The organism is Kutzneria viridogrisea DSM 43870, from assembly GCF_000525635.1.
Lineage (GTDB): Bacteria > Actinomycetota > Actinomycetes > Mycobacteriales > Pseudonocardiaceae > Kutzneria > Kutzneria viridogrisea.
The window spans coordinates 385,177-402,456 of sequence record NZ_CP007155.1; the positions used below are offsets into that span (position 1 = coordinate 385,177).

Annotated in this window: 16 protein-coding genes; 11 read left to right on the forward strand and 5 right to left on the reverse strand. The window is 71.0% G+C overall.

From position 1 onward, the window contains the following. Positions 1 to 39 precede the first annotated feature (39 nt). Positions 40 to 534: a hypothetical protein gene (locus KALB_RS01905; protein WP_025354033.1), complete on the forward strand. Its 495-nt coding sequence runs from the start codon at positions 40 to 42 to the stop codon at positions 532 to 534. Continuing rightward, positions 531 to 1,664, forward strand: coding sequence for an MAB_1171c family putative transporter (locus tag KALB_RS43565; RefSeq protein WP_025354034.1), 1,134 nt, complete (start codon positions 531 to 533; stop codon positions 1,662 to 1,664). Before KALB_RS01905 ends, KALB_RS43565 begins: the two co-directional genes overlap by 4 nt. Here KALB_RS43565 and KALB_RS01915 read toward each other — a convergent pair. Both KALB_RS01915 and KALB_RS01920 read right to left on the reverse strand, forming a co-directional pair. Continuing rightward, the gene (locus KALB_RS01915) at positions 1,651 to 2,157 is read right to left on the reverse strand and encodes a 2'-5' RNA ligase family protein (protein WP_025354035.1); all 507 of its coding nucleotides are present in this window, start codon (positions 2,155 to 2,157) and stop codon (positions 1,651 to 1,653) included. The genes KALB_RS43565 and KALB_RS01915 overlap by 14 nt on opposite strands. A 10-nt stretch (positions 2,158 to 2,167) precedes the next feature. Continuing rightward, positions 2,168 to 2,917, reverse strand: a complete 750-nt coding sequence (locus KALB_RS01920) for a class I SAM-dependent methyltransferase (protein ID WP_025354036.1) — start codon at positions 2,915 to 2,917, stop codon at positions 2,168 to 2,170. 128 nt (positions 2,918 to 3,045) lie between these two features. On the opposite strand from KALB_RS01920, the gene lysS reads away from it, so the two are divergent. Both lysS and KALB_RS01930 read left to right on the forward strand, forming a co-directional pair. Continuing rightward, positions 3,046 to 4,470, forward strand: a complete 1,425-nt coding sequence (gene lysS, locus KALB_RS01925) for a lysine--tRNA ligase (protein ID WP_236650310.1) — start codon at positions 3,046 to 3,048, stop codon at positions 4,468 to 4,470. 127 nt (positions 4,471 to 4,597) lie between these two features. Continuing rightward, positions 4,598 to 4,951 carry a histone-like nucleoid-structuring protein Lsr2 gene (locus KALB_RS01930; protein ID WP_025354037.1) on the forward strand — a complete coding sequence of 118 codons (354 nt, stop codon included), beginning with the start codon at positions 4,598 to 4,600 and terminating at the stop codon, positions 4,949 to 4,951. A 51-nt stretch (positions 4,952 to 5,002) separates the two neighbouring features. Here KALB_RS01930 and KALB_RS01935 read toward each other — a convergent pair whose 3' ends face one another. Beyond that, positions 5,003 to 5,977, reverse strand: coding sequence for an ABC transporter substrate-binding protein (locus tag KALB_RS01935; protein ID WP_025354038.1), 975 nt, complete (start codon positions 5,975 to 5,977; stop codon positions 5,003 to 5,005). Between the two features lie 76 nt (positions 5,978 to 6,053). On the opposite strand from KALB_RS01935, the gene KALB_RS01940 reads away from it, so the two are divergent. From KALB_RS01940 to KALB_RS01950, 3 genes are all read left to right on the forward strand, one after another. Beyond that, a complete protein-coding gene (locus KALB_RS01940) occupies positions 6,054 to 7,076 on the forward strand; it encodes a FecCD family ABC transporter permease (protein ID WP_025354039.1) in 1,023 nt (340 codons plus the stop codon). A gap of 94 nt (positions 7,077 to 7,170) precedes the next feature. Next, a complete protein-coding gene (locus KALB_RS01945) occupies positions 7,171 to 8,238 on the forward strand; it encodes a FecCD family ABC transporter permease (protein ID WP_025354040.1) in 1,068 nt (355 codons plus the stop codon). Further along, positions 8,235 to 9,035 (forward strand): ABC transporter ATP-binding protein, encoded by an 801-nt coding sequence (locus KALB_RS01950; protein WP_025354041.1) that lies wholly within the window; start codon positions 8,235 to 8,237, stop codon positions 9,033 to 9,035. Before KALB_RS01945 ends, KALB_RS01950 begins: the two co-directional genes overlap by 4 nt. 83 nt (positions 9,036 to 9,118) lie before the next feature. On the opposite strand, the gene KALB_RS01955 is transcribed toward KALB_RS01950, so the two are convergent. Beyond that, positions 9,119 to 10,447, reverse strand: coding sequence for an MFS transporter (locus KALB_RS01955; RefSeq protein ID WP_236650153.1), 1,329 nt, complete (start codon positions 10,445 to 10,447; stop codon positions 9,119 to 9,121). Positions 10,448 to 10,629: 182 nt separating this feature from the next. Between KALB_RS01955 and KALB_RS01960 the strand changes: the two genes are divergently transcribed. Continuing rightward, a complete protein-coding gene (locus KALB_RS01960; RefSeq protein WP_030109440.1) occupies positions 10,630 to 11,004 on the forward strand; it encodes a MarR family winged helix-turn-helix transcriptional regulator in 375 nt (124 codons plus the stop codon). 36 nt (positions 11,005 to 11,040) lie between these two features. Here the strand turns inward: KALB_RS01960 and KALB_RS01965 are convergent, their stop codons facing one another. Further along, positions 11,041 to 11,844, reverse strand: coding sequence for a (2Fe-2S)-binding protein (locus KALB_RS01965; protein ID WP_025354043.1), 804 nt, complete (start codon positions 11,842 to 11,844; stop codon positions 11,041 to 11,043). A 298-nt stretch (positions 11,845 to 12,142) separates the two neighbouring features. On the opposite strand from KALB_RS01965, the gene KALB_RS01970 reads away from it, so the two are divergent. The 3 genes from KALB_RS01970 (at position 12,143) to KALB_RS01980 (ending at position 17,214) form a co-directional block, all read left to right on the forward strand. Next, positions 12,143 to 14,683: an ATP-dependent Clp protease ATP-binding subunit gene (locus KALB_RS01970; RefSeq protein WP_025354044.1), complete on the forward strand. Its 2,541-nt coding sequence runs from the start codon at positions 12,143 to 12,145 to the stop codon at positions 14,681 to 14,683. A 359-nt stretch (positions 14,684 to 15,042) separates the two neighbouring features. Beyond that, positions 15,043 to 16,029, forward strand: coding sequence for an endonuclease/exonuclease/phosphatase family protein (locus tag KALB_RS01975; RefSeq protein WP_025354045.1), 987 nt, complete (start codon positions 15,043 to 15,045; stop codon positions 16,027 to 16,029). A 78-nt stretch (positions 16,030 to 16,107) separates the two neighbouring features. Continuing rightward, entirely contained in the window at positions 16,108 to 17,214 is a 1,107-nt protein-coding gene (locus KALB_RS01980; RefSeq protein ID WP_148309322.1) for a WD40/YVTN/BNR-like repeat-containing protein, read from the forward strand. The last annotated feature ends 66 nt before the right edge of the window (positions 17,215 to 17,280 follow it).

Below are 17,280 nucleotides of genomic sequence, written 5' to 3' on the forward strand. Positions count from 1 at the left end.
TGCGGCCGGCTTGCGTGGCGCAGCCAGGAAGGGGACACCGTGGCCAGCGCGGCGGCGTGGGACAGGTGCACCGAGGCCATCGCGGGCCTGCGCGTGCCCAGCCCGTTCACGCTGGAGGCCTTCATCGCGGAGCTGTCCGCCCAGCGCGGCACCGCCATCGAGCTGATCCCGATCCGGCACGTGCCCGGCAGCCCGTGCGGGACGCTGATCAGCACCGAGGACACCGAGTACATCTACTACGCCACCAACACCTCCTCGCTGCACGCCGACCACATCGCGCTGCACGAGGTGGGCCACCTGGTGCTCGACCACCGCGGCACGACGGCCGTCACCGAGGAGGTGGCGCGGCGGCTGATGCCCACGCTCTCCCCGGAACTGCTGCGGCGCGTGCTCGGTCGCACGGCGTACTCCAGCGCCGAGGAACAGGAAGCCGAGCTGTTCGCCACGATGGTGCTGGAACGCGCCGCCCGTGCCGCACCCGAACCGGAGCCCGACCCCCGGCTGCGTCGGTTCACCGAGATCCTCGGGCCGTGATCACCGCGCTGTTCTTGGCCGTCGCCCTGATCTGCTTCGCGGCCGCGGTCTGGCAGGCCCTGCGCACCCGCCAGCGCCCGGTGCGCGGCCCGCTGACGATCATCATGGCCGCGGTGGGCTGTGCCTTCCTCACCCTTGCCCCGGACGTGCAGCTGCTGGAGAGCCAGCTCTGGCCCAGCCTGGGCCGCCTGCTGTCCAACGTGGCCACGCTCTGCGCCGCCGCGGGCATGGCCCTGCTGGTCGCCGCGCTGGCCACCCGGCCGGGCAGGCCGCCGCGCCCGGCCTGGCCGCGACTCGTGCCCCTGCTGGTCGCCGTCGCCGTGCTCGCGGTGTCGTTCTTCCTCAGCCACGGGCCGCAGGGGCTGGGCCTGTTCACCGGCCTGTACCGCAGCCAGCCGGGGCTGGTGGTCTACAGCCTGACCTACTCGCTCTACCTGGGCCTGGTGTTCCTGGACATCTCCTGGGCCTGCCTGAGCGTGGTGACCCGGGCCCGCGGTGCGCTGCGGGTGGGGCTGGTGCTGATGGTGCTCGGCCTGTTCGTGGGCCTGCTCTACTTGGCGTACAAGGTGTTCAGCGTCGCGCGCGAGGTGTTCACCGGGGAGGCGGCGGAGGGTTTCTGCACCGGCCCGTTCGCCGGGGTCGGGTGCACGGCCTCGGTCGGCTTCCCGGCGATCGCCGCCCTGCTGCTGGTCCTCGGCATCGCGATCCCCGCGCTCGGCCCGCGCATCGCCGGTGCCCTCACCGGGCTGCGCCAGTGGCTGGCCTACCGCCAGCTGCACCCGTTGTGGCAGGCCATGGTGAGCCGCATGCCGGAGATCGTGCTGGACACCCCGCGGGAGGAGGCGGGCCTGCGCTTCCGGCTGTACCGGCGGGTGATCGAGATCCGGGACGGCTACCTGAACCTGGCCGCCGACCTGGCCGGGCAGGACCGGCCGGCGGGCGACCCGGTGGCCGAGGCGGTGGCGGTGCTGCGCGCGCTGCGCGAGTACCAGCCGCGGGGCGACCGTCCGGCCGGGCACGGGCGCACGGCGGAGGCGGGCCTGCCCGAGGCGGCCGACCTGCGCGCCGAGACGGCCTGGCTGTGCCGGGTGTCGCGGGCGCTGCGGCGGGCGGAGCTCAGCGCAGCGTGAAGGTGTGCGCCACCCGCCAGCCGTCCTCGTGCGCCACCACCCAGACCTCGTCCAGGGTGGCCTTGAGCGGCAGGTGCTCGCGCGCCGTGGCCGCGACCTGCTCGGCCTCCTCGTCGGTGACGCCCATCGCCACGCTCAGGTGGGCCACCGGGTTCGGGCCGAACCGCCCGCCGTACGGGGCCACCCCCGGCCAGCGCGCGCGGACCGCGTCGGTCAGCGTGGTCAGGCCGGGGGAGGACAGGTACACGAAGCCCGGCTCGCGGCCCACCTCCTCGAACTGCACCACCGAGCGCGGTGTGCCGCCGACGACCTCGGCGAGCGCACTCACCTCCGCATCGTCCACTTCGGACACGGGGAGCCAGGGGTAGAGCAGGGACACGTGCGCGGAGATGCCCGGACGCACGGCATGCGGGTGGCTGCGCGCCACGGCGTTGAGGATCGGGTCGGCGGCGGGGACGGGGAGCACGATGGCGGTCTGGCCCGGAGTCGGCACGCCGCCATCCTCACACCCTCGGCGTGCGCACCGCCAGGGTCCGCAGCGGCAGGTCGAACTCCCCGCTGGTCTCCGGCCGCGCGCGCAGGTAGGCCAGCAGCTCCGCCCGGGTCCGCGCCCGCTCCGGCTCGGCCATCACCAGCACCGCCGAGTACGTGGACACGGTCTCCACCATGGACTCCGCGGTGCGCGGCTGGCTGTGCCGGAACCACTCCTGCTCGTGCTCGCCGAACGGCCCCAGGTGCAGTTCCAGCCCCTTGCGCGCGGCCAGCCGGTCCTCGGCGGGCTGGTAGATCGCCTTGAACCCGGCCAGCCAGTCGGCCTGGTCCTCGGTGTTCCAGAGCAGCCCGAGCACGCCGCCCGGCCGCAGCACCCGGCCGATCTCCGGCAGCGCGCGCTCCAGGTCGAACCAGTGGTAGGCCTGCCCCACCAGCACGGCGTCCACCGAACCGTCCGCCAGCGGGATCTGCTCGGCCGACCCGGCCAGCGCCCGCACCCCGGGCAGCGCGCGGACCAGTTCGGCGCGCATCGCCCCGTCCGGCTCCACGGCCGTCACCCCGGCCCCGGTCCCCGCGATGACCGCGGTCAGCTTGCCGGTACCCGCGCCCAGGTCGAGCACGCGCGGCGGGCCCCCGGCCGAGACCGGGTCCAGCACCCAGCGCACGGCGTCGACCGGGTAGTCGGGCCGGTGGGTTGCGTAGGCCGCGGCCTCGGCGCCGAAGGAGGAGGCCCGCCTGCTGATCGACTCGTCCGCTGCCATGCCACGACGTTATCCGGTTCGTGCCCGGCGGGGGTGTGTCCGTAACCTGGTAACCCGTGAGCGAACAGATCCCGGCCGTTGACGACCTTCCTGAGCAGCTCCGAGTCCGCAGGGAGAAGCGTGAGCGGATGCTGGAACGGGGCGTTGAGCCTTACCCCGTCGAGTTGCCCAGGACGCACACCCTGCGCGAAGTGCGCGAATCGCATGTGGACCTCCCCCCGGACACCAAGACCGGTGATCTTGTCGGGGTGACCGGCCGCGTGATGTTCCTGCGCAACACCGGCAAGTTGTGCTTCGCCACGTTGCGTGAGGGCGACGGAACCGAACTGCAGGCGATGCTGAGCCTGAACGAGGTCGGTGAACAGTCCCTTTCCGACTGGAAGGCCACCGTCGACCTCGGTGACCACGTATTCGTGCACGGTGAGGTCATCACCTCGCGCCGCGGTGAACTCTCGGTGATGGCCGACTCGTGGCAGATGGCGGCGAAGTCCGTTCGGCCGCTTCCGGTGGCGCACAAGGACCTGTCCGAGGAAACGCGGATTCGGCAGCGTTACGTGGACCTGATCCTGCGACCTGCCGCGATGGAGACGGTCCGAACCAGGGCCGGTGTTGTGCGGTCCCTGCGTGAATCCTTCCACCAGCGGGGTTTCCTGGAAGTGGAGACCCCGATGCTGCAAACGTTGCACGGCGGTGCCACCGCTCGGCCCTTTGTCACCGCCTCCAACGCCCTGGGCATTGACCTCTACCTGAGGATCGCTCCCGAGCTTTACCTCAAGCGCTGCGTGGTCGGCGGTATCGAGAAGGTCTTCGAGATCAACAGGAACTTCCGGAACGAGGGCATCGACTCCTCGCACTCCCCGGAGTTCGCGATGCTGGAGTTCTACCAGGCGTACGGCACCTACGACTCGATGGCCGTGCTGACCAGGGAGCTGGTGCAGGAGGCCGCCGAGTCCGTGTTCGGCACGCAGGTGGTGACCCTGGCCGACGGCACCGAGTACGACCTGTCCGGCGAGTGGACCACGCTGTCGATGTACGACTCGCTGTCCGAGGCGCTCGGCACCGAGATCACCCCGCAGACCCCGGTGGAACTGCTGCGCAAGCACGCCGATTCGCGCGAGCTGGAGACCGATCCCAAGCTGGGACACGGCAAGCTCGTCGAGGCGCTGTGGGAGCACCTGATCGGCGACCACCTGTACGCGCCCACTTTCGTCCGCGATTTCCCGGTGGAGACCTCCCCGCTGACCAGGGAGCACCGCAGCAGGCCCGGCATGGCCGAAAAGTGGGATCTCTACGTGCGCGGATTCGAGCTGGGCACGGGGTACTCGGAGCTGGTGGATCCGGTCGTGGAACGCCAGCGGTTGGTCGAACAGTCCCGCCTGGCGGCAGCCGGTGACGTTGAGGCCATGCCGGTGGATGAGGACTTTCTGCGTTCGCTGGAGTACGGAATGCCACCGAGCGGCGGGGTCGGAATGGGCATCGACCGCCTGCTGATGGCGCTGACCGGACTCGGTATCCGGGAGACGATCCTCTTCCCGCTGGTCCGGCCCGAATGAGGGTAACCTGCGACTCGGCATTGACGCTCACCGTCAGATATGGGCTAATCTGTCGGTCGTAGGCTTTCCCCGGCGCCGCCTGTGGACCTCATTCACCGGCGCACATTTGGGTGTAAGGAGGTCGAGCATGGCACAGAAAGTCACCGTGGCCCTGATCGATGACCTGGACGGGTCTGAGGCCAGCGAGACCCTCGAGTTCGGTCTGGACGGAGTGAACTACCAGATCGACCTCTCCTCGGACAATGCGAGCAAGCTCCGCGACGGTTTGGCGGAGTTCGTCGCATCGGCCCGCCGTTCCGGCGGTCGCAAGCGCGGTGTGGGCAAGCTCGCCGCCGTGGGCGCGGTCAAGGCCCGTCCCGCCGCGGCCGACCGCGAGCAGAACCAGGCCATTCGGGAATGGGCCCGCAAGCAGGGCAGGAAGGTGTCCGACCGCGGTCGCATCCCGGCCGACGTGCTGGACGCCTACCACCAGCAGGCGTGATCTGACGGGCTGGGGCCGCCAATCCGGCGATTGGCGGCCCCAGCCCGTTTCTCAGTTGGCGGGCACGCCGAATGCCTTCGCCACCTCGTCCAGGATCACCCCGGCACCCTGCAAACCGACCGCGGTCATCCAGGTCAGGTCGTCCACGTCCTGACGGGCGCCGGTGAGCCTGCTCCACAGCGGGTTCGCCTCGAAGACGCCCTTCTGTTTCGCCGAATCGCCCTTGTCGTCCTGCCAGGTGGACACGAACACCCGGTCGGCGTCCAGGTCGGCGATGCGCTCCTGGCTCAGGTCCGCGCTGATCTTGCCCGCGGGCACGGCCCTGGCGGTCGCGTTGAGCTCGAACCCTGCGTCGGTCAGCACCGTGCCGGAGAACGAACTCGGCGAGTACAGCCGCACGGTCTGCTCCCCGGCGAAGCGCACCACCGAGACGGTCGGGTTCTTGCCCAGTTTGGCGCGCACCGCGTCACCGATCCGCCGGGCCCGGTCCTCGTACGCCTTGATCTTGCGCTCGGCCAGCTCGGACTTGCCCAGCGCCCGGCCCAGCAGCCGGATGTTGGCCTTCCAGGTCGGGCCGGTGGTCTCGCTGAACACGGTCGGCGCGATGCCCTTGAGCTGCGGGTGGACCTGCTCGTGCCGCACCTTCGCCGAGACGATCAGGTCGGGCCGGGTCGCGGCGATCTTCTCCAGGCTGGGGCTGGTGATCTCGCCGACCGCCTGCGCGTCCCCGCCGTAGGTCCGCGCCTCGGCGCCGAGGTAGGCGGGCAGCCCGCCGGTGATGCCCCGGTAGTTCGTGTAGGCCACGACCTGGGTCTCCAGCGCGATCGCCGCGTCCACGTAGCTGGCGTCCAGCGCGGCGACCCTGGTCGGCTGCCTCGGGATGCTGACCTGGCCCATGGCGTCGGTCAGGGTCACCGGGAACGTGCCATCCCCGGTGGGGGCCGTGCTGGTGGACGCCGGCCCGCAGGCGGTCAGTCCGAGCAGTGCTGCCGTGGCCAGGAGAGCGGTAACCGCCCGTCTCGGCATTGTCTTTCCCCCGTTCGGTTAGGCTTACCTCAGTGAGACTACGGTGGCGGAGCGGAGACCAGCGGTGATTCAAGGTGTGACCGCCAGTACCGCGCTCACCGAGCGGCGGCGGCGTCGCGTGCTCGGACTGGTACTGCTGCTGCTCGGCGTCGTGGCCGCGAGCCTGGCCAGCATCGCCATCGGGTCCAAGTCGATCCCGCTGGACGCGGTGTGGCACGGCCTGGTGGCCCCGGGCGGCAGCGAGAACGACATCATCGTGCGGGCGCTGCGCGTGCCGCGCACCGAACTGGCCCTGCTCGTCGGGGCCGCGCTGGGCATCGCGGGCTCACTCATCCAGGGCCACACCCGCAACCCGCTGGCCGACCCCGGGCTGCTCGGCGTCTCCTCCGGGGCGGCCTTCGCCGTGGTGGTCGGCATCTTCGGCTTCGGGCTGACCAGCCTCTACGCCTACGTGTGGCTGGCCTTCCTCGGCGCCATGGTCACCACCGCCCTGGTGTTCCTGCTCGGCTCGGCCGGTCGCGGCGGGCCCACCCCGCTGACCCTGGCACTGGCCGGGGCCGCCGTCACCGCGCTCATGCAGGGCCTGATCTCCGCGCTGGTCGTGCTGGACCAGCAGAGCCTGGACGCCTACCGGTTCTGGCGGGTCGGCGCCGTGGCCGGTCGCGACTCGGTGATCATCGGCCAGGTGCTGCCGTTCCTGCTGCTCGGCGCCGTGCTGGCCTTCGCCAACGCGCCCGGCCTGAACGCGCTGTCCCTTGGCGAGGACGTGGCCCGGTCGATCGGCCAGCACGTGCGGCGCACCCGCGTGCTGGGCATCGCGGCCATCACGCTGCTCACCGGTGGGGCCGTGGCCGCCTGCGGGCCCATCGCGTTCGTCGGACTGATCGTGCCGCACGTGGCCCGCGCGATCACCGGCCCCGACTACCGCTGGCTGCTGCCCTACTCGGCGCTGATCGGCATGGTGCTGATGCTGGTCAGCGACATCATCGGCCGGGTCATCGCCTGGCCCGGCGAACTCCAGGTCGGCATCGTCCTGGCCATGATCGGCGCACCGGTGTTCATCGCCATCGTGCGCCGGAGGAGGTTGACGCGGCTGTGAGCGCGGTCCGGCATGTCATGAAGGTGCCCTTCACGGCGTTGAACGTCCTGAAGGGCACCTTCATGGCACCTCAGCGTGGGGCGGGGGAGGGCGCGTGACCGCGGTCGCCGGGCGGCCCGGGGTCCGGGTCGGTCCCTTCTCCTGGGTGTTCCGGCCGAGGCTGGTGCTCGTGCCGCTGCTGGCCGCCGCGCTGCTCGTGCTGGTCATGGCGCTGAACATCCGGCTCGGCGACTTCCCGATGTCCGTCGGCGACGTGCTGCGCACGCTGGTCGGCGGCGGGGACCCCACCGAGCAGTACATCGTGTTCGACCTGAGGCTGCCGCGCTCGCTGACCGGGCTGCTGGTCGGCGCCGCGTTCGGCCTCGCCGGGGCCATCACCCAGGCCATCTCGCGCAACCCGCTGGCCAGCCCCGACATCCTGGGCGTCACGCCGGGTGCCTCGGCGGGGGCGGTCGGCGTGGTGGTGCTCGCGGGCAGCTACGGCGGGGTCGCCGGCCTGGCCAGCACGATCGGCCTGCCGCTGGCCGCGCTCGCGGGCGGCCTGATCGCCGCGCTGCTGGTCTACGTCCTGGCCTGGCGGCGCGGGGTGGACGGCTACCGGCTGGTGCTGGTCGGCATCGGGGTCGAGGCCCTGATGATGAACCTGACCTACTGGCTGCTCACCCTCGGCGACGTCACCGAGGCGGGCCGGGCCATGGTGTGGATCACCGGCAGCCTGAACGGCCGCGGCTGGGGCGACCTCGTGCCGGTGGCGGTGGCACTGGCCGTGCTGGTGCCGGTCGCGCTGATCGGCGGGCACGTGCTCGGCGCCCTCCAGTTCGACGACGACACCGTGCGCAACCTCGGCGCCCGCGTGGAGCCCGCTCGGGCGGTGCTGATCCTCGTCGCCGTGGTGCTGGCGGCCGTGGCCACCTCCGCCGCGGGCCCGGTGTACTTCGTGGCGCTGGCCACCCCGCAGATCGCCCTGCGGCTGTCCGGCACCGCCCAGCCCCCGCTGGTGGCCTCGGCGGTGCTGGGCGCGACGCTGGTCAGCGTCTCCGACCTGATCGCCCGCGTCGGCTTCGGCGGCATCGAGCTGCCGGTGGGCGTGGTCACCTCGGTGCTGGGCGCCCCGTACCTGATGTTCCTGATCATCCGTCGGCGCCGGGAGGTCCGCGCGTGAGTACTGCCCGGTTGCGTGCCGAGTCCCTGCGGCTCGGCTACGGCGAGACCCTGGTCGTGGACGGCCTGGACCTGGACGTGGTCGGCGGCACGGTGACCGCCGTGATCGGCCCCAACGGCTGCGGCAAGTCCACGCTGCTGCGGGCCATGGGGCGGCTGCTCGCCCCGCGCGGCGGCCACGTGCTGCTGGACGGCAAGCGCATCGACAAGACGCCAACGCGCGAGGTGGCGAAGGTCCTCGGCGTGCTGCCGCAGACCCCGCAGGCGCCCGAGGGGCTGACGGTCGCCGACCTGGTCGCACGGGGTAGGCACCCGCACCAGTCCTGGTACCGGCAGTGGTCCTCCGACGACGAGCAGGCCGTGGCCGAGGCGCTGGCCATGACCGGCATGAGCGAGTTCGCCGAGCGCACCCTGGACCAGCTCTCCGGCGGCCAGCGCCAGCGCGCGTGGATCTCCATGGCGCTGGCCCAGGGCACCGAACTGTTGCTGCTCGACGAGCCGACCACCTACCTGGACCTGGCCCACCAGGTGGACGTGCTCGACCTGGTGCACCGCCTGCACAGCGAACTGGGCCGCACGGTGGTGATGGTCCTGCACGACCTCAACCTCGCCGCGCGCTACGCGGACCGGCTCGTGGCCCTGCGTGACGGCAGGGTCGTCGCCCAGGGCGAGCCGGGGGAGGTGCTGACCGAGTCGCTGCTGCGCGAGGTGTTCGACCTGGAGGCCAAGGTCATCGCCGACCCGGTCGCGGGCACCCCGCTCGTCGTCCCGGTCGGCTCCCGCCACCGCACGTCCTGAGCGGGACTCGTCGGCCTCCCTCCAGACCCGGCGAGTCCCGCTCAGCCGCACGCGAGTCCCGTCCTCAGGCGGACGAGTCCCGCTCAGGCACGCCGCAGGGCGCCCAGCGCGACGGAGATCAGCAGCCCGGCGAGGGCCACCCCGGTCACCAGCACGAGCGCGGGGCCGTAACTGGCCAGCACCTGGCTGGGCGTGGCGTGCGCCCCGACCGTGATCACGGCCGTCACCACCGCCAGGTTGATCGCCCCGCCGATCTGGAACGAGGTCTGCACCAGGCCGGAGGCGAGTCCCTGCTCCTCGTCTTGCACGCCCGTGGTCGCCTGGATGTTCAGCGCCGGGAAGGCCAGCGCGAAGCCCAGTCCGATCAGCAACATGCTGGGCAGGATCACCGCGGGGTAGTCCGGCACCAGGCCGATCCGCAGGTACAGGGCGTAGCCGAGGACGAACGCCACCAGCCCGGCGAGCACCACGCGGCCGGCGCCGAACCGGTTGACCAGGGCCCCGGTGCGCGGCCCGCCGAAGGCCACGATCAGCCCGGCGGGCAGGAAGGCCAGCGCCATGCCGAGCGGGGACCAGCCGAGCAGGGACTGCAGGTACATGGTGCCGATGAACTGGAAGCCGATGTAGGAGCCGAACACGGCCATCGCGGACAGGTTGGCGGCCAGCACGTTGCGGTTGCGCAGGATGCCCAGGCGCAGCAGCGGGTGCGCGACCCTGCGCTCGACCAGCACGAAGGCCACGGCCAGCGCGATCACCAGCGCGAACGAGCCCAGGGTGCGCGGTGAGGTCCAGCCCGCCTCCGGTGCGGACACGACCGTGTAGACCAGCAGCAGCAGGGCCGCGGTGCTGGTGACCGCCCCGCCGACGTCGTAGCCGCGGTGGGCGACGTCGGGGCGCGGGTGGTTCGGGATCAGCTTGACGCCCAGGGCCAGCACGACCAGGGCCACCGGCACGGGCAGCAGGAAGGTCCAGCGCCAGCCGACCTCGGTCATCAGCCCGCCGAGGATCAGGCCGGAGGAGAAGCCGCTGGCGCCGAAGGCCGTGTAGATGCTCAGCGCGCGGTTGCGCTCGGGGCCCTCGGCGAAGGTCGTGGTGATGATCGACAGGCCGGCGGGTGCGGTGAAGGCCGCGCTGACGCCCTTGATGAACCGGGCCGCGATGAGCAGGGCCGGGTCGTCGACGATGCCGCCGAGCAGGGACGCGAACGCGAACACGCCGAGCGCGACGAGCAGTACGGAGCGCCTGCCGAGCAGGTCGGCGGTGCGCCCGCCGAGCAGCAGGAAGCCGCCGTAGCCGAGCACGTAGCCGCTGACCACCCACTGGAGTGAGGAGGTGGTCATGCCCAGTTCGGTGCCGATCGAGGGGAGTGCGACGCCGACCATCGACACGTCGAGCCCGTCGAGGAAGAGCACTCCGCAGAGCAGGAACAGAGCCCCCCAGGTACGAGCGGACCAGCGTGTCGTCTCCGTGGCGGCGGGAGCGTGGACAGGTGTTGCCGTTGTGGTCACGGGTGCACAATCTACATGCAACTGCATCTAATGCAAGAGCATTTAATGTGATGGAAACTTATGACGCTGCATGCTAGGATGCGGACGTGACCGAGGATGAGCTCGTCGCGGGCTGGCGTGACCTGTTGAGCCGCTACCACCACACGTGGTGTGCGCTGGACAAGGCGCTCAGAGACGGTCACGAGCTCGGGGCCAGCGAGTTCGAGGTGCTGGACCACCTCGCCGAGTCGCCCTGCGACAAGCCCGCGCTGCGCATGCAGGAGCTGGGCGCGAGCGTGCACCTGAGCCAGAGCGCGCTGTCCCGGGTGGTCGCCCGCATGGAGGCCGAGGGGCTGGTCAGCCGCGCGATGTGCGCCACGGACCGGCGCGGTATCTACGTGGAGCTCACCGAGGACGGCCGCAAGCGGCACGCGGAGGCCATCGCCACGCACCGCTCGGTGCTCGCCGCGAAGCTGGCCTGAGCGGGACTCGCGGTCGGCTGGGCGGGACTCGCCGGGTCAGCGGGGTGCGCGGGGGCAGGTCGAGCACACGGGTTGACCTGGGGCTATGGCGTAGTGGAAGCAGCAGCTCTGGCGGTCACGGGTCCAGCCGCCGGGCTCCTGGCGCAGCGTGGACCCCGAGGTGAACGGGGCCATCCGCGCCGGGAGCAGCAGCGCCGAGTCGGCCACGCCCGCGGCCTCGTCGCCCAGCGCCTTGCCCGCCATCCAGGCCGCCTTGTCCAGTGCGTCGGTGGCCGCGGCCCACAGGGTTCGCCTGCCGAACCGCGTGGTCGGCCCGAACGCCTGCACGAACTGGTTGGCGTGCGCGGTGAACCGGGCCCGCAGCAACTCCGCGAGGGCCTGCTCGTCGCGCACGGCGGTGGCCTCGGGCAGATCCGCGCCCGGGTCCTCTGGCAGGCAGGCGAACTCGCTGCTCAGCAGGGCTATGCCCACCGGGTGGGGCCGGTCCTCGCCGAGCTGGAACGCCAGGTCGGCGGGCCGCAGCGAGGGCACCCGCCGGGCCGCGTGGAACAGCAGGCCCGCGGCGTAGCCGGGCACCAGCAGGTACCAGCCCAGCACGTAGCCCGCGGTGGTCCGCTCGGGCGCGTCCCCGTACCGGTCCTCCAACCACCTGGCCAGCTCGGACCGCCAGTGGTCGAAGCGGGCGGGCTCGGCGAGCAGGTCCGAGCAGGTCCACCACTCATCCGGGGGACACTCGGGCAGTCCGAACCGGATTTCAGCCCATGTGGTGACCGGACTCACATGCTTGAGGGAGTCGGCCAGGGTCGCGACGGCGCCGCGCACCTCCGCGAACGAGGTCATCCACACCCCCAGGAGCCGGGTTTCAGGCTTGCCTAACCTTACCTTCGGAGTCCACACGTCACCCGGCCACTGGTCCGGATTCGACGAATGGTGGCTTGTTCGCGCTCAGCGGACAGTGGGAATCTGCCTGGCAGAACTCACGTTGTGTCGTGTGTCAGGACACCCGCAGGGTCTCCAGCTGCAAGCGGCACTGAGCGCTACAGGTCCGCCCACTACAGTGGTCAGTGAGGTGCTGACCCCACCGAGGTGCACTACAAGGTGGGTGGAGGACCGCCGGCGCAGCTGTCAGGGAGTGCATATGTTCGAGAGGTTCACCGACCGCGCGAGGCGGGTGGTCGTCCTGGCCCAGGAAGAGGCCAGGATGCTCAACCACAACTACATCGGCACCGAGCACATCCTCCTGGGGTTGATCCACGAGGGTGAGGGTGTCGCCGCCAAGGCGCTTGAGTCGCTGGGCATCGCCCTGGAGGGCGTGCGCCAGCAGGTCGAAGAGATCATCGGTCAGGGCCAGCAGGCACCGAGCGGGCACATCCCGTTCACCCCGCGTGCCAAGAAGGTGCTGGAGCTCTCGCTCCGCGAGGCGCTCCAGCTCGGCCACAACTACATCGGCACCGAGCACATCCTGCTCGGGCTGATCCGCGAGGGCGAGGGCGTCGCGGCCCAGGTCCTGGTGAAGCTGGGGGCCGACCTCAACCGGGTCCGCCAGCAGGTTCTCCAGCTGCTCTCCGGGTACCAGGGCAAGGAGCCCGCTGAGACCGGTGGCCGCGGCGAGGGCACCCCCTCGTCCTCGCTGGTGCTCGACCAGTTCGGTCGCAACCTCACGGCCAGTGCCCGCGAGGGCAAGCTCGACCCGGTCATCGGCCGGGCCAAGGAGATCGAGCGGGTCATGCAGGTGCTGTCGCGGCGCACCAAGAACAACCCGGTGCTCATCGGCGAGCCCGGCGTCGGCAAGACCGCCGTCGTCGAGGGCCTGGCCCAGATGGTCGTCAAGGGTGAGGTGCCCGAGACGCTCAAGGACAAGCAGCTCTACACGCTTGACCTGGGCTCGCTGGTCGCTGGCTCGCGGTACCGCGGTGACTTCGAGGAGCGCCTGAAGAAGGTGCTCAAGGAGATCCGCACCCGCGGCGACATCATCCTGTTCATCGACGAGATCCACACCCTGGTCGGGGCCGGTGCCGCCGAGGGCGCCATCGACGCCGCCAGCATCCTCAAGCCCATGCTGGCCCGGGGTGAGCTGCAGACCATCGGTGCCACCACCCTCGACGAGTACCGCAAGCACGTCGAGAAGGACCCCGCGCTGGAGCGCCGCTTCCAGCCGATCCAGGTCGGTGAGCCCTCGCTGGAGCACACCATCGAGATCCTCAAGGGTCTGCGCGACCGGTACGAGGCGCACCACCGCGTCTCGATCACCGACGGTGCGCTGGTGCAGGCGGCCACCCTGGCCGACCGGTACATCAACGACCGCTTCCTGCCGGACAAGGCGATCGACCTGATCGACGAGGCCGGTGCCCGGATGCGCATCCGCAGGATGACCGCGCCGCCGGACCTGCGCGAGTTCGACGAGAAGATCGCCGACGTGCGCCGGGACAAGGAGTCCGCGATAGACGCGCAGGACTTCGAGCGGGCCGCCAAGCTGCGCGACCAGGAGAAGCAGCTGCTGGCCCAGAAGGCCGAGCGGGAGAAGCAGTGGAAGGACGGCGACCTGGACGTGGTCGCCGAGGTCGACGAGGAGCAGATCGCGGAGGTGCTGGCCAACTGGACCGGCATCCCGGTGTTCAAGCTCACCGAGGAGGAGACCACCCGCCTGCTCCGCATGGAGGACGAGGTCCACAAGCGGATCATCGGGCAGGTCGAGGCCGTCAAGGCCGTCTCCAAGGCCATCCGCCGCACCCGTGCCGGTCTGAAGGACCCCAAGCGCCCCTCCGGCTCGTTCATCTTCGCCGGTCCCTCCGGTGTCGGTAAGACCGAGCTGTCCAAGGCACTGGCGAACTTCCTGTTCGGCGAGGACGACGCGCTCATCCAGATCGACATGGGTGAGTTCCACGACCGCTACACCGCCTCGCGGCTGTTCGGTGCCCCTCCCGGCTACGTGGGCTACGAGGAGGGCGGCCAGCTCACCGAGAAGGTGCGTCGCAAGCCGTTCTCCGTGGTGCTCTTCGACGAGATCGAGAAGGCGCACCAGGAGGTGTACAACACGCTGCTCCAGGTGCTGGAGGACGGCCGCCTGACCGACGGTCAGGGCCGCACGGTGGACTTCAAGAACACCGTGATCATCTTTACCTCCAACCTGGGCACGCAGGACATCTCCAAGGCGGTCGGCCTGGGCTTCGCCGGTGGCGGGGAGCAGGGCTCGAACTACGAGCGCATGAAGCAGAAGGTCAACGACGAGCTCAAGAAGCACTTCCGTCCCGAGTTCCTCAACCGCATCGACGACATCATCGTCTTCCACCAGCTCACCCAGGACGAGATCATCCAGATGGTGGATCTGATGATCGCCCGCGTCGAGACGCAGCTGAAGAACAAGGACATGGCGCTGGAGCTCACCCCGCTGGCCAAGCAGCTGCTGGCCAGGCGCGGGTTCGACCCGGTGCTGGGCGCCCGGCCGCTGCGCAGGACGATCCAGCGCGAGATCGAGGACCAGCTGTCGGAGAAGATCCTGTTCGGGGAGCTGCAGCCCGGCCAGATCGTGATCACCGACGTCGAGGGCTGGGACGGGGAGGGCTCGGACGACAGGGCCCACTTCGTGTTCCGCGGCGAGGCCAAGCCGCAGCGGGTGCCCGACGCGCCCCCGGTGGACCTGGCCGCCCCGATCGAGGGCGAGGGCGAGCAGTCGGCCTGAGTTGACTGGACGGAAGGGCGGTTCCCGATCACGGGAGCCGCCCTTCCCGCGTCTCTGGACCGCGGGCCCACGATGATCACTTCTTTCCAGTGATCATCGTGGGACAAGGGAAGAGACCGGATCAGAGCGAAGACGCCGCGATCCGGAGGATCGCCAAGAGCGAAGCGGGCAGAGCCGTCCCCAGCGAACGCCCAAGCCCGCTCGGGGAGAGCCCGCGTCTTTCCAGCGGGCGAACCCGAGCAGCACCAGAGCGGGACTCGCGTGCTGGAAAGCGGGACTCGCGTGCTGGAGAGCGGGAGTCGCGGTGTGCGAGTCCAGCGGGCGACCCGAGCACCCCGCGACCGTGTTCAATGGATCTCATGGGGGCCGCTTCGCAGTACGACCAGCCGCGCAGCCGCAGCGGTCTGATGACCTTCCTGCTCGTGCTGGCCGCCGCCGTGGTCATCGCCGTGGTGGGCATCCGGCTGCTGGGCATCGACGGGGACTACTACCTGACCGTGGTGCTCGCGGGCACGCCGTACGTGGCCGCGGGCGGCGCACTGCTCGTCCTGCTCGCCCTGCTGCTGCGCCGCTGGGCGCTGATGGCGGTGCTGCTCGCGTTCACGGCCTGCCTGGGCGCCGCGGTGCTGCCCCGTGCCTTCTCCGCGGCCCGGCCGATGGGTGTGGGGCCCACGGTGCGGGTGCTCAGCCTGGACCTGTCACAGGGCAGCGCCGATGCCGAGTCGGTGGTGCGCCTGGTGCGTGACCACAAGGTCGACGTGCTGAGCTTGCAGGAGCTGACCCCGCAGGCCGCCACGGCACTGGACGCGGCCGGGCTGGCAGATGAGCTGCCCAACCGCACGTTCCAGCCCGAGGACGGCCCGCGGGGCTCGGGCATCGCCTCCCGCTACCCGCTGGAGGCCGGGTCGCCCGCGCTGCCCGCGACGTTCCCGCAGGTGTCGGCCACGGTGTCGCTGCCGCAGGGGCGCAAGGTCGAGGTGCTGGCCGTGCACACCCTGCCGCCCACCGACAACCCCAGTGCCGACACCTGGAAGCGTGAACTGGCCGGGCTGCCCGACACCGGGTCGGGCGTGGCCAGGGTGCTGGCCGGTGACTTCAACGCCACCCTCGACCACGCGGGCCTGCGCCGCCTGCTGTCCGGCAACTACGTGGACGCCGCGACCCAGGCGGGCGCCGGGCTCGTGCCGACCTGGCCCGCCAACCGGCAGTGGCCGCCCGCCCTGCTGCCGCTGGACCACGTGCTGGTGGACAAGCGCTGCCCGGTGGACACCTTCGAGGCGTTCACGGTGCCGGGCACGGACCACAGGGCGGTGCTGAGCCAGTTCGTCGCCGCTGTCATCAGTTAGGGCATTTGCCCTGTTCAAGGGGCCACGAGTTGCGGAAAACCCAGTGCGGACAAGGGTTTTCTCCTGCACGCTCAGGGCGTGAAGAGAACTCACGTGCGCGGCGCCCTCGTGGCGCTGCTCGCCGCGGCCGGTCTGGTCGCGGCGCAGACCGAGGCGTTCGCGGACCCCGGGTTCACCGCCCACCCGGGTGCCGTGGCGACCGCTTCGGTCACGAACTGGATCCCGTCCACCGCGGGTCTGCGGCGGCTGATCCCGGTCGGCACCTGTGCCGACGCCCTCGGCGGTTACGACAACGGCTACCGGACCGTCCCGGTCTACTGGGCAGGCGGGCCGGACTGTACGAGCCTCGCGCTCTCGCCCAAGCCGCCCGTGCCCACCAACGACAACGGCTCGCACCCCGACTACTTCACCCTCAGGGACGGGGTCGTGCTCGAGGATGGCTCCGTGCTCGGCGTCGGCTCGCACCGGCTGACCGGGGACGGGTACTTCACCGAGGGCTTCCTGGACCGCAGGTCCGCCAACGCAGTCGTGAGCCCGCCGACCACCTTCCCCGCGCCGGACGGTCAGCACGAGGACTTCAACGCCGTGGTCCGCGCCGGGCAGACGCTGGTGATCGCCGGTGACCGCTCGGTGAGCGGCACGCAGCATTCCGCGGTGTGGACCTCCACCGACAACGGCACGACCCTGACCCAGGTCGCGCTGCCCACCGACACCGCGGCCGCCTCGATCACCGGGCTCGCCGTCGACGGCACCACGATCGTCGCCGCGGGCAGCACCGGGGTGTTCTGGTACTCGACGGATTCCGGCCAGTCCTGGCAACAGTCCACAATGGACGAAACGGTCACGGTGTCCAGGGTGGTCGCGGTGGCCAGGACCGCAGCGGGCTGGCTCGCCATCGGCACCGGCAGCGCGCCCGCCGTGCTCACCAGCACCGACGGCACCCGGTGGGCCGCCGCCGACGCCAGCGCGTTCGGCACCGCCCAGCTCTCGGCCCTGACCACGGATTCAGCCGGAAACCCCGTGGTGGCAGGAAGTTCCGGCTCCTGTGGCACGGCGTGGACCGGCGACGGCGCGGGCGGCTGGGTCGCCGCCGACCTCGGCTGCACCGATGTGCCGCTGGCCGCGACCCGGCTCTCCGACGGCCGGATCCTGCTCGCGGGCAACCACGACCTCTGGTCGCGCTGATCGGTGGCGGTGGCCGTCCCGCACCCCGGGGCGGCCACCGGTCGACCGTCAGCTCCTGCAGAGGTC

Bases quoted from the DNA above. Each gene is read 5' to 3' on its own strand.
- KALB_RS01970 (WP_025354044.1), top strand. From the start codon at position 12,143: ATGTTCGAGAGGTTCACCGACCGCGCGAGGCGGGTGGTCGTCCTGGCC.
- KALB_RS01965 (WP_025354043.1), bottom strand. From the start codon at position 11,844: ATGACCTCGTTCGCGGAGGTGCGCGGCGCCGTCGCGACCCTGGCCGAC.
- lysS (WP_236650310.1), top strand. From the start codon at position 3,046: ATGCTGGAACGGGGCGTTGAGCCTTACCCCGTCGAGTTGCCCAGGACG.
- KALB_RS01920 (WP_025354036.1), bottom strand. From the start codon at position 2,917: ATGGCAGCGGACGAGTCGATCAGCAGGCGGGCCTCCTCCTTCGGCGCC.
- KALB_RS01935 (WP_025354038.1), bottom strand. From the start codon at position 5,977: ATGCCGAGACGGGCGGTTACCGCTCTCCTGGCCACGGCAGCACTGCTC.
- KALB_RS01975 (WP_025354045.1), top strand. From the start codon at position 15,043: ATGGGGGCCGCTTCGCAGTACGACCAGCCGCGCAGCCGCAGCGGTCTG.
- KALB_RS01930 (WP_025354037.1), top strand. From the start codon at position 4,598: ATGGCACAGAAAGTCACCGTGGCCCTGATCGATGACCTGGACGGGTCT.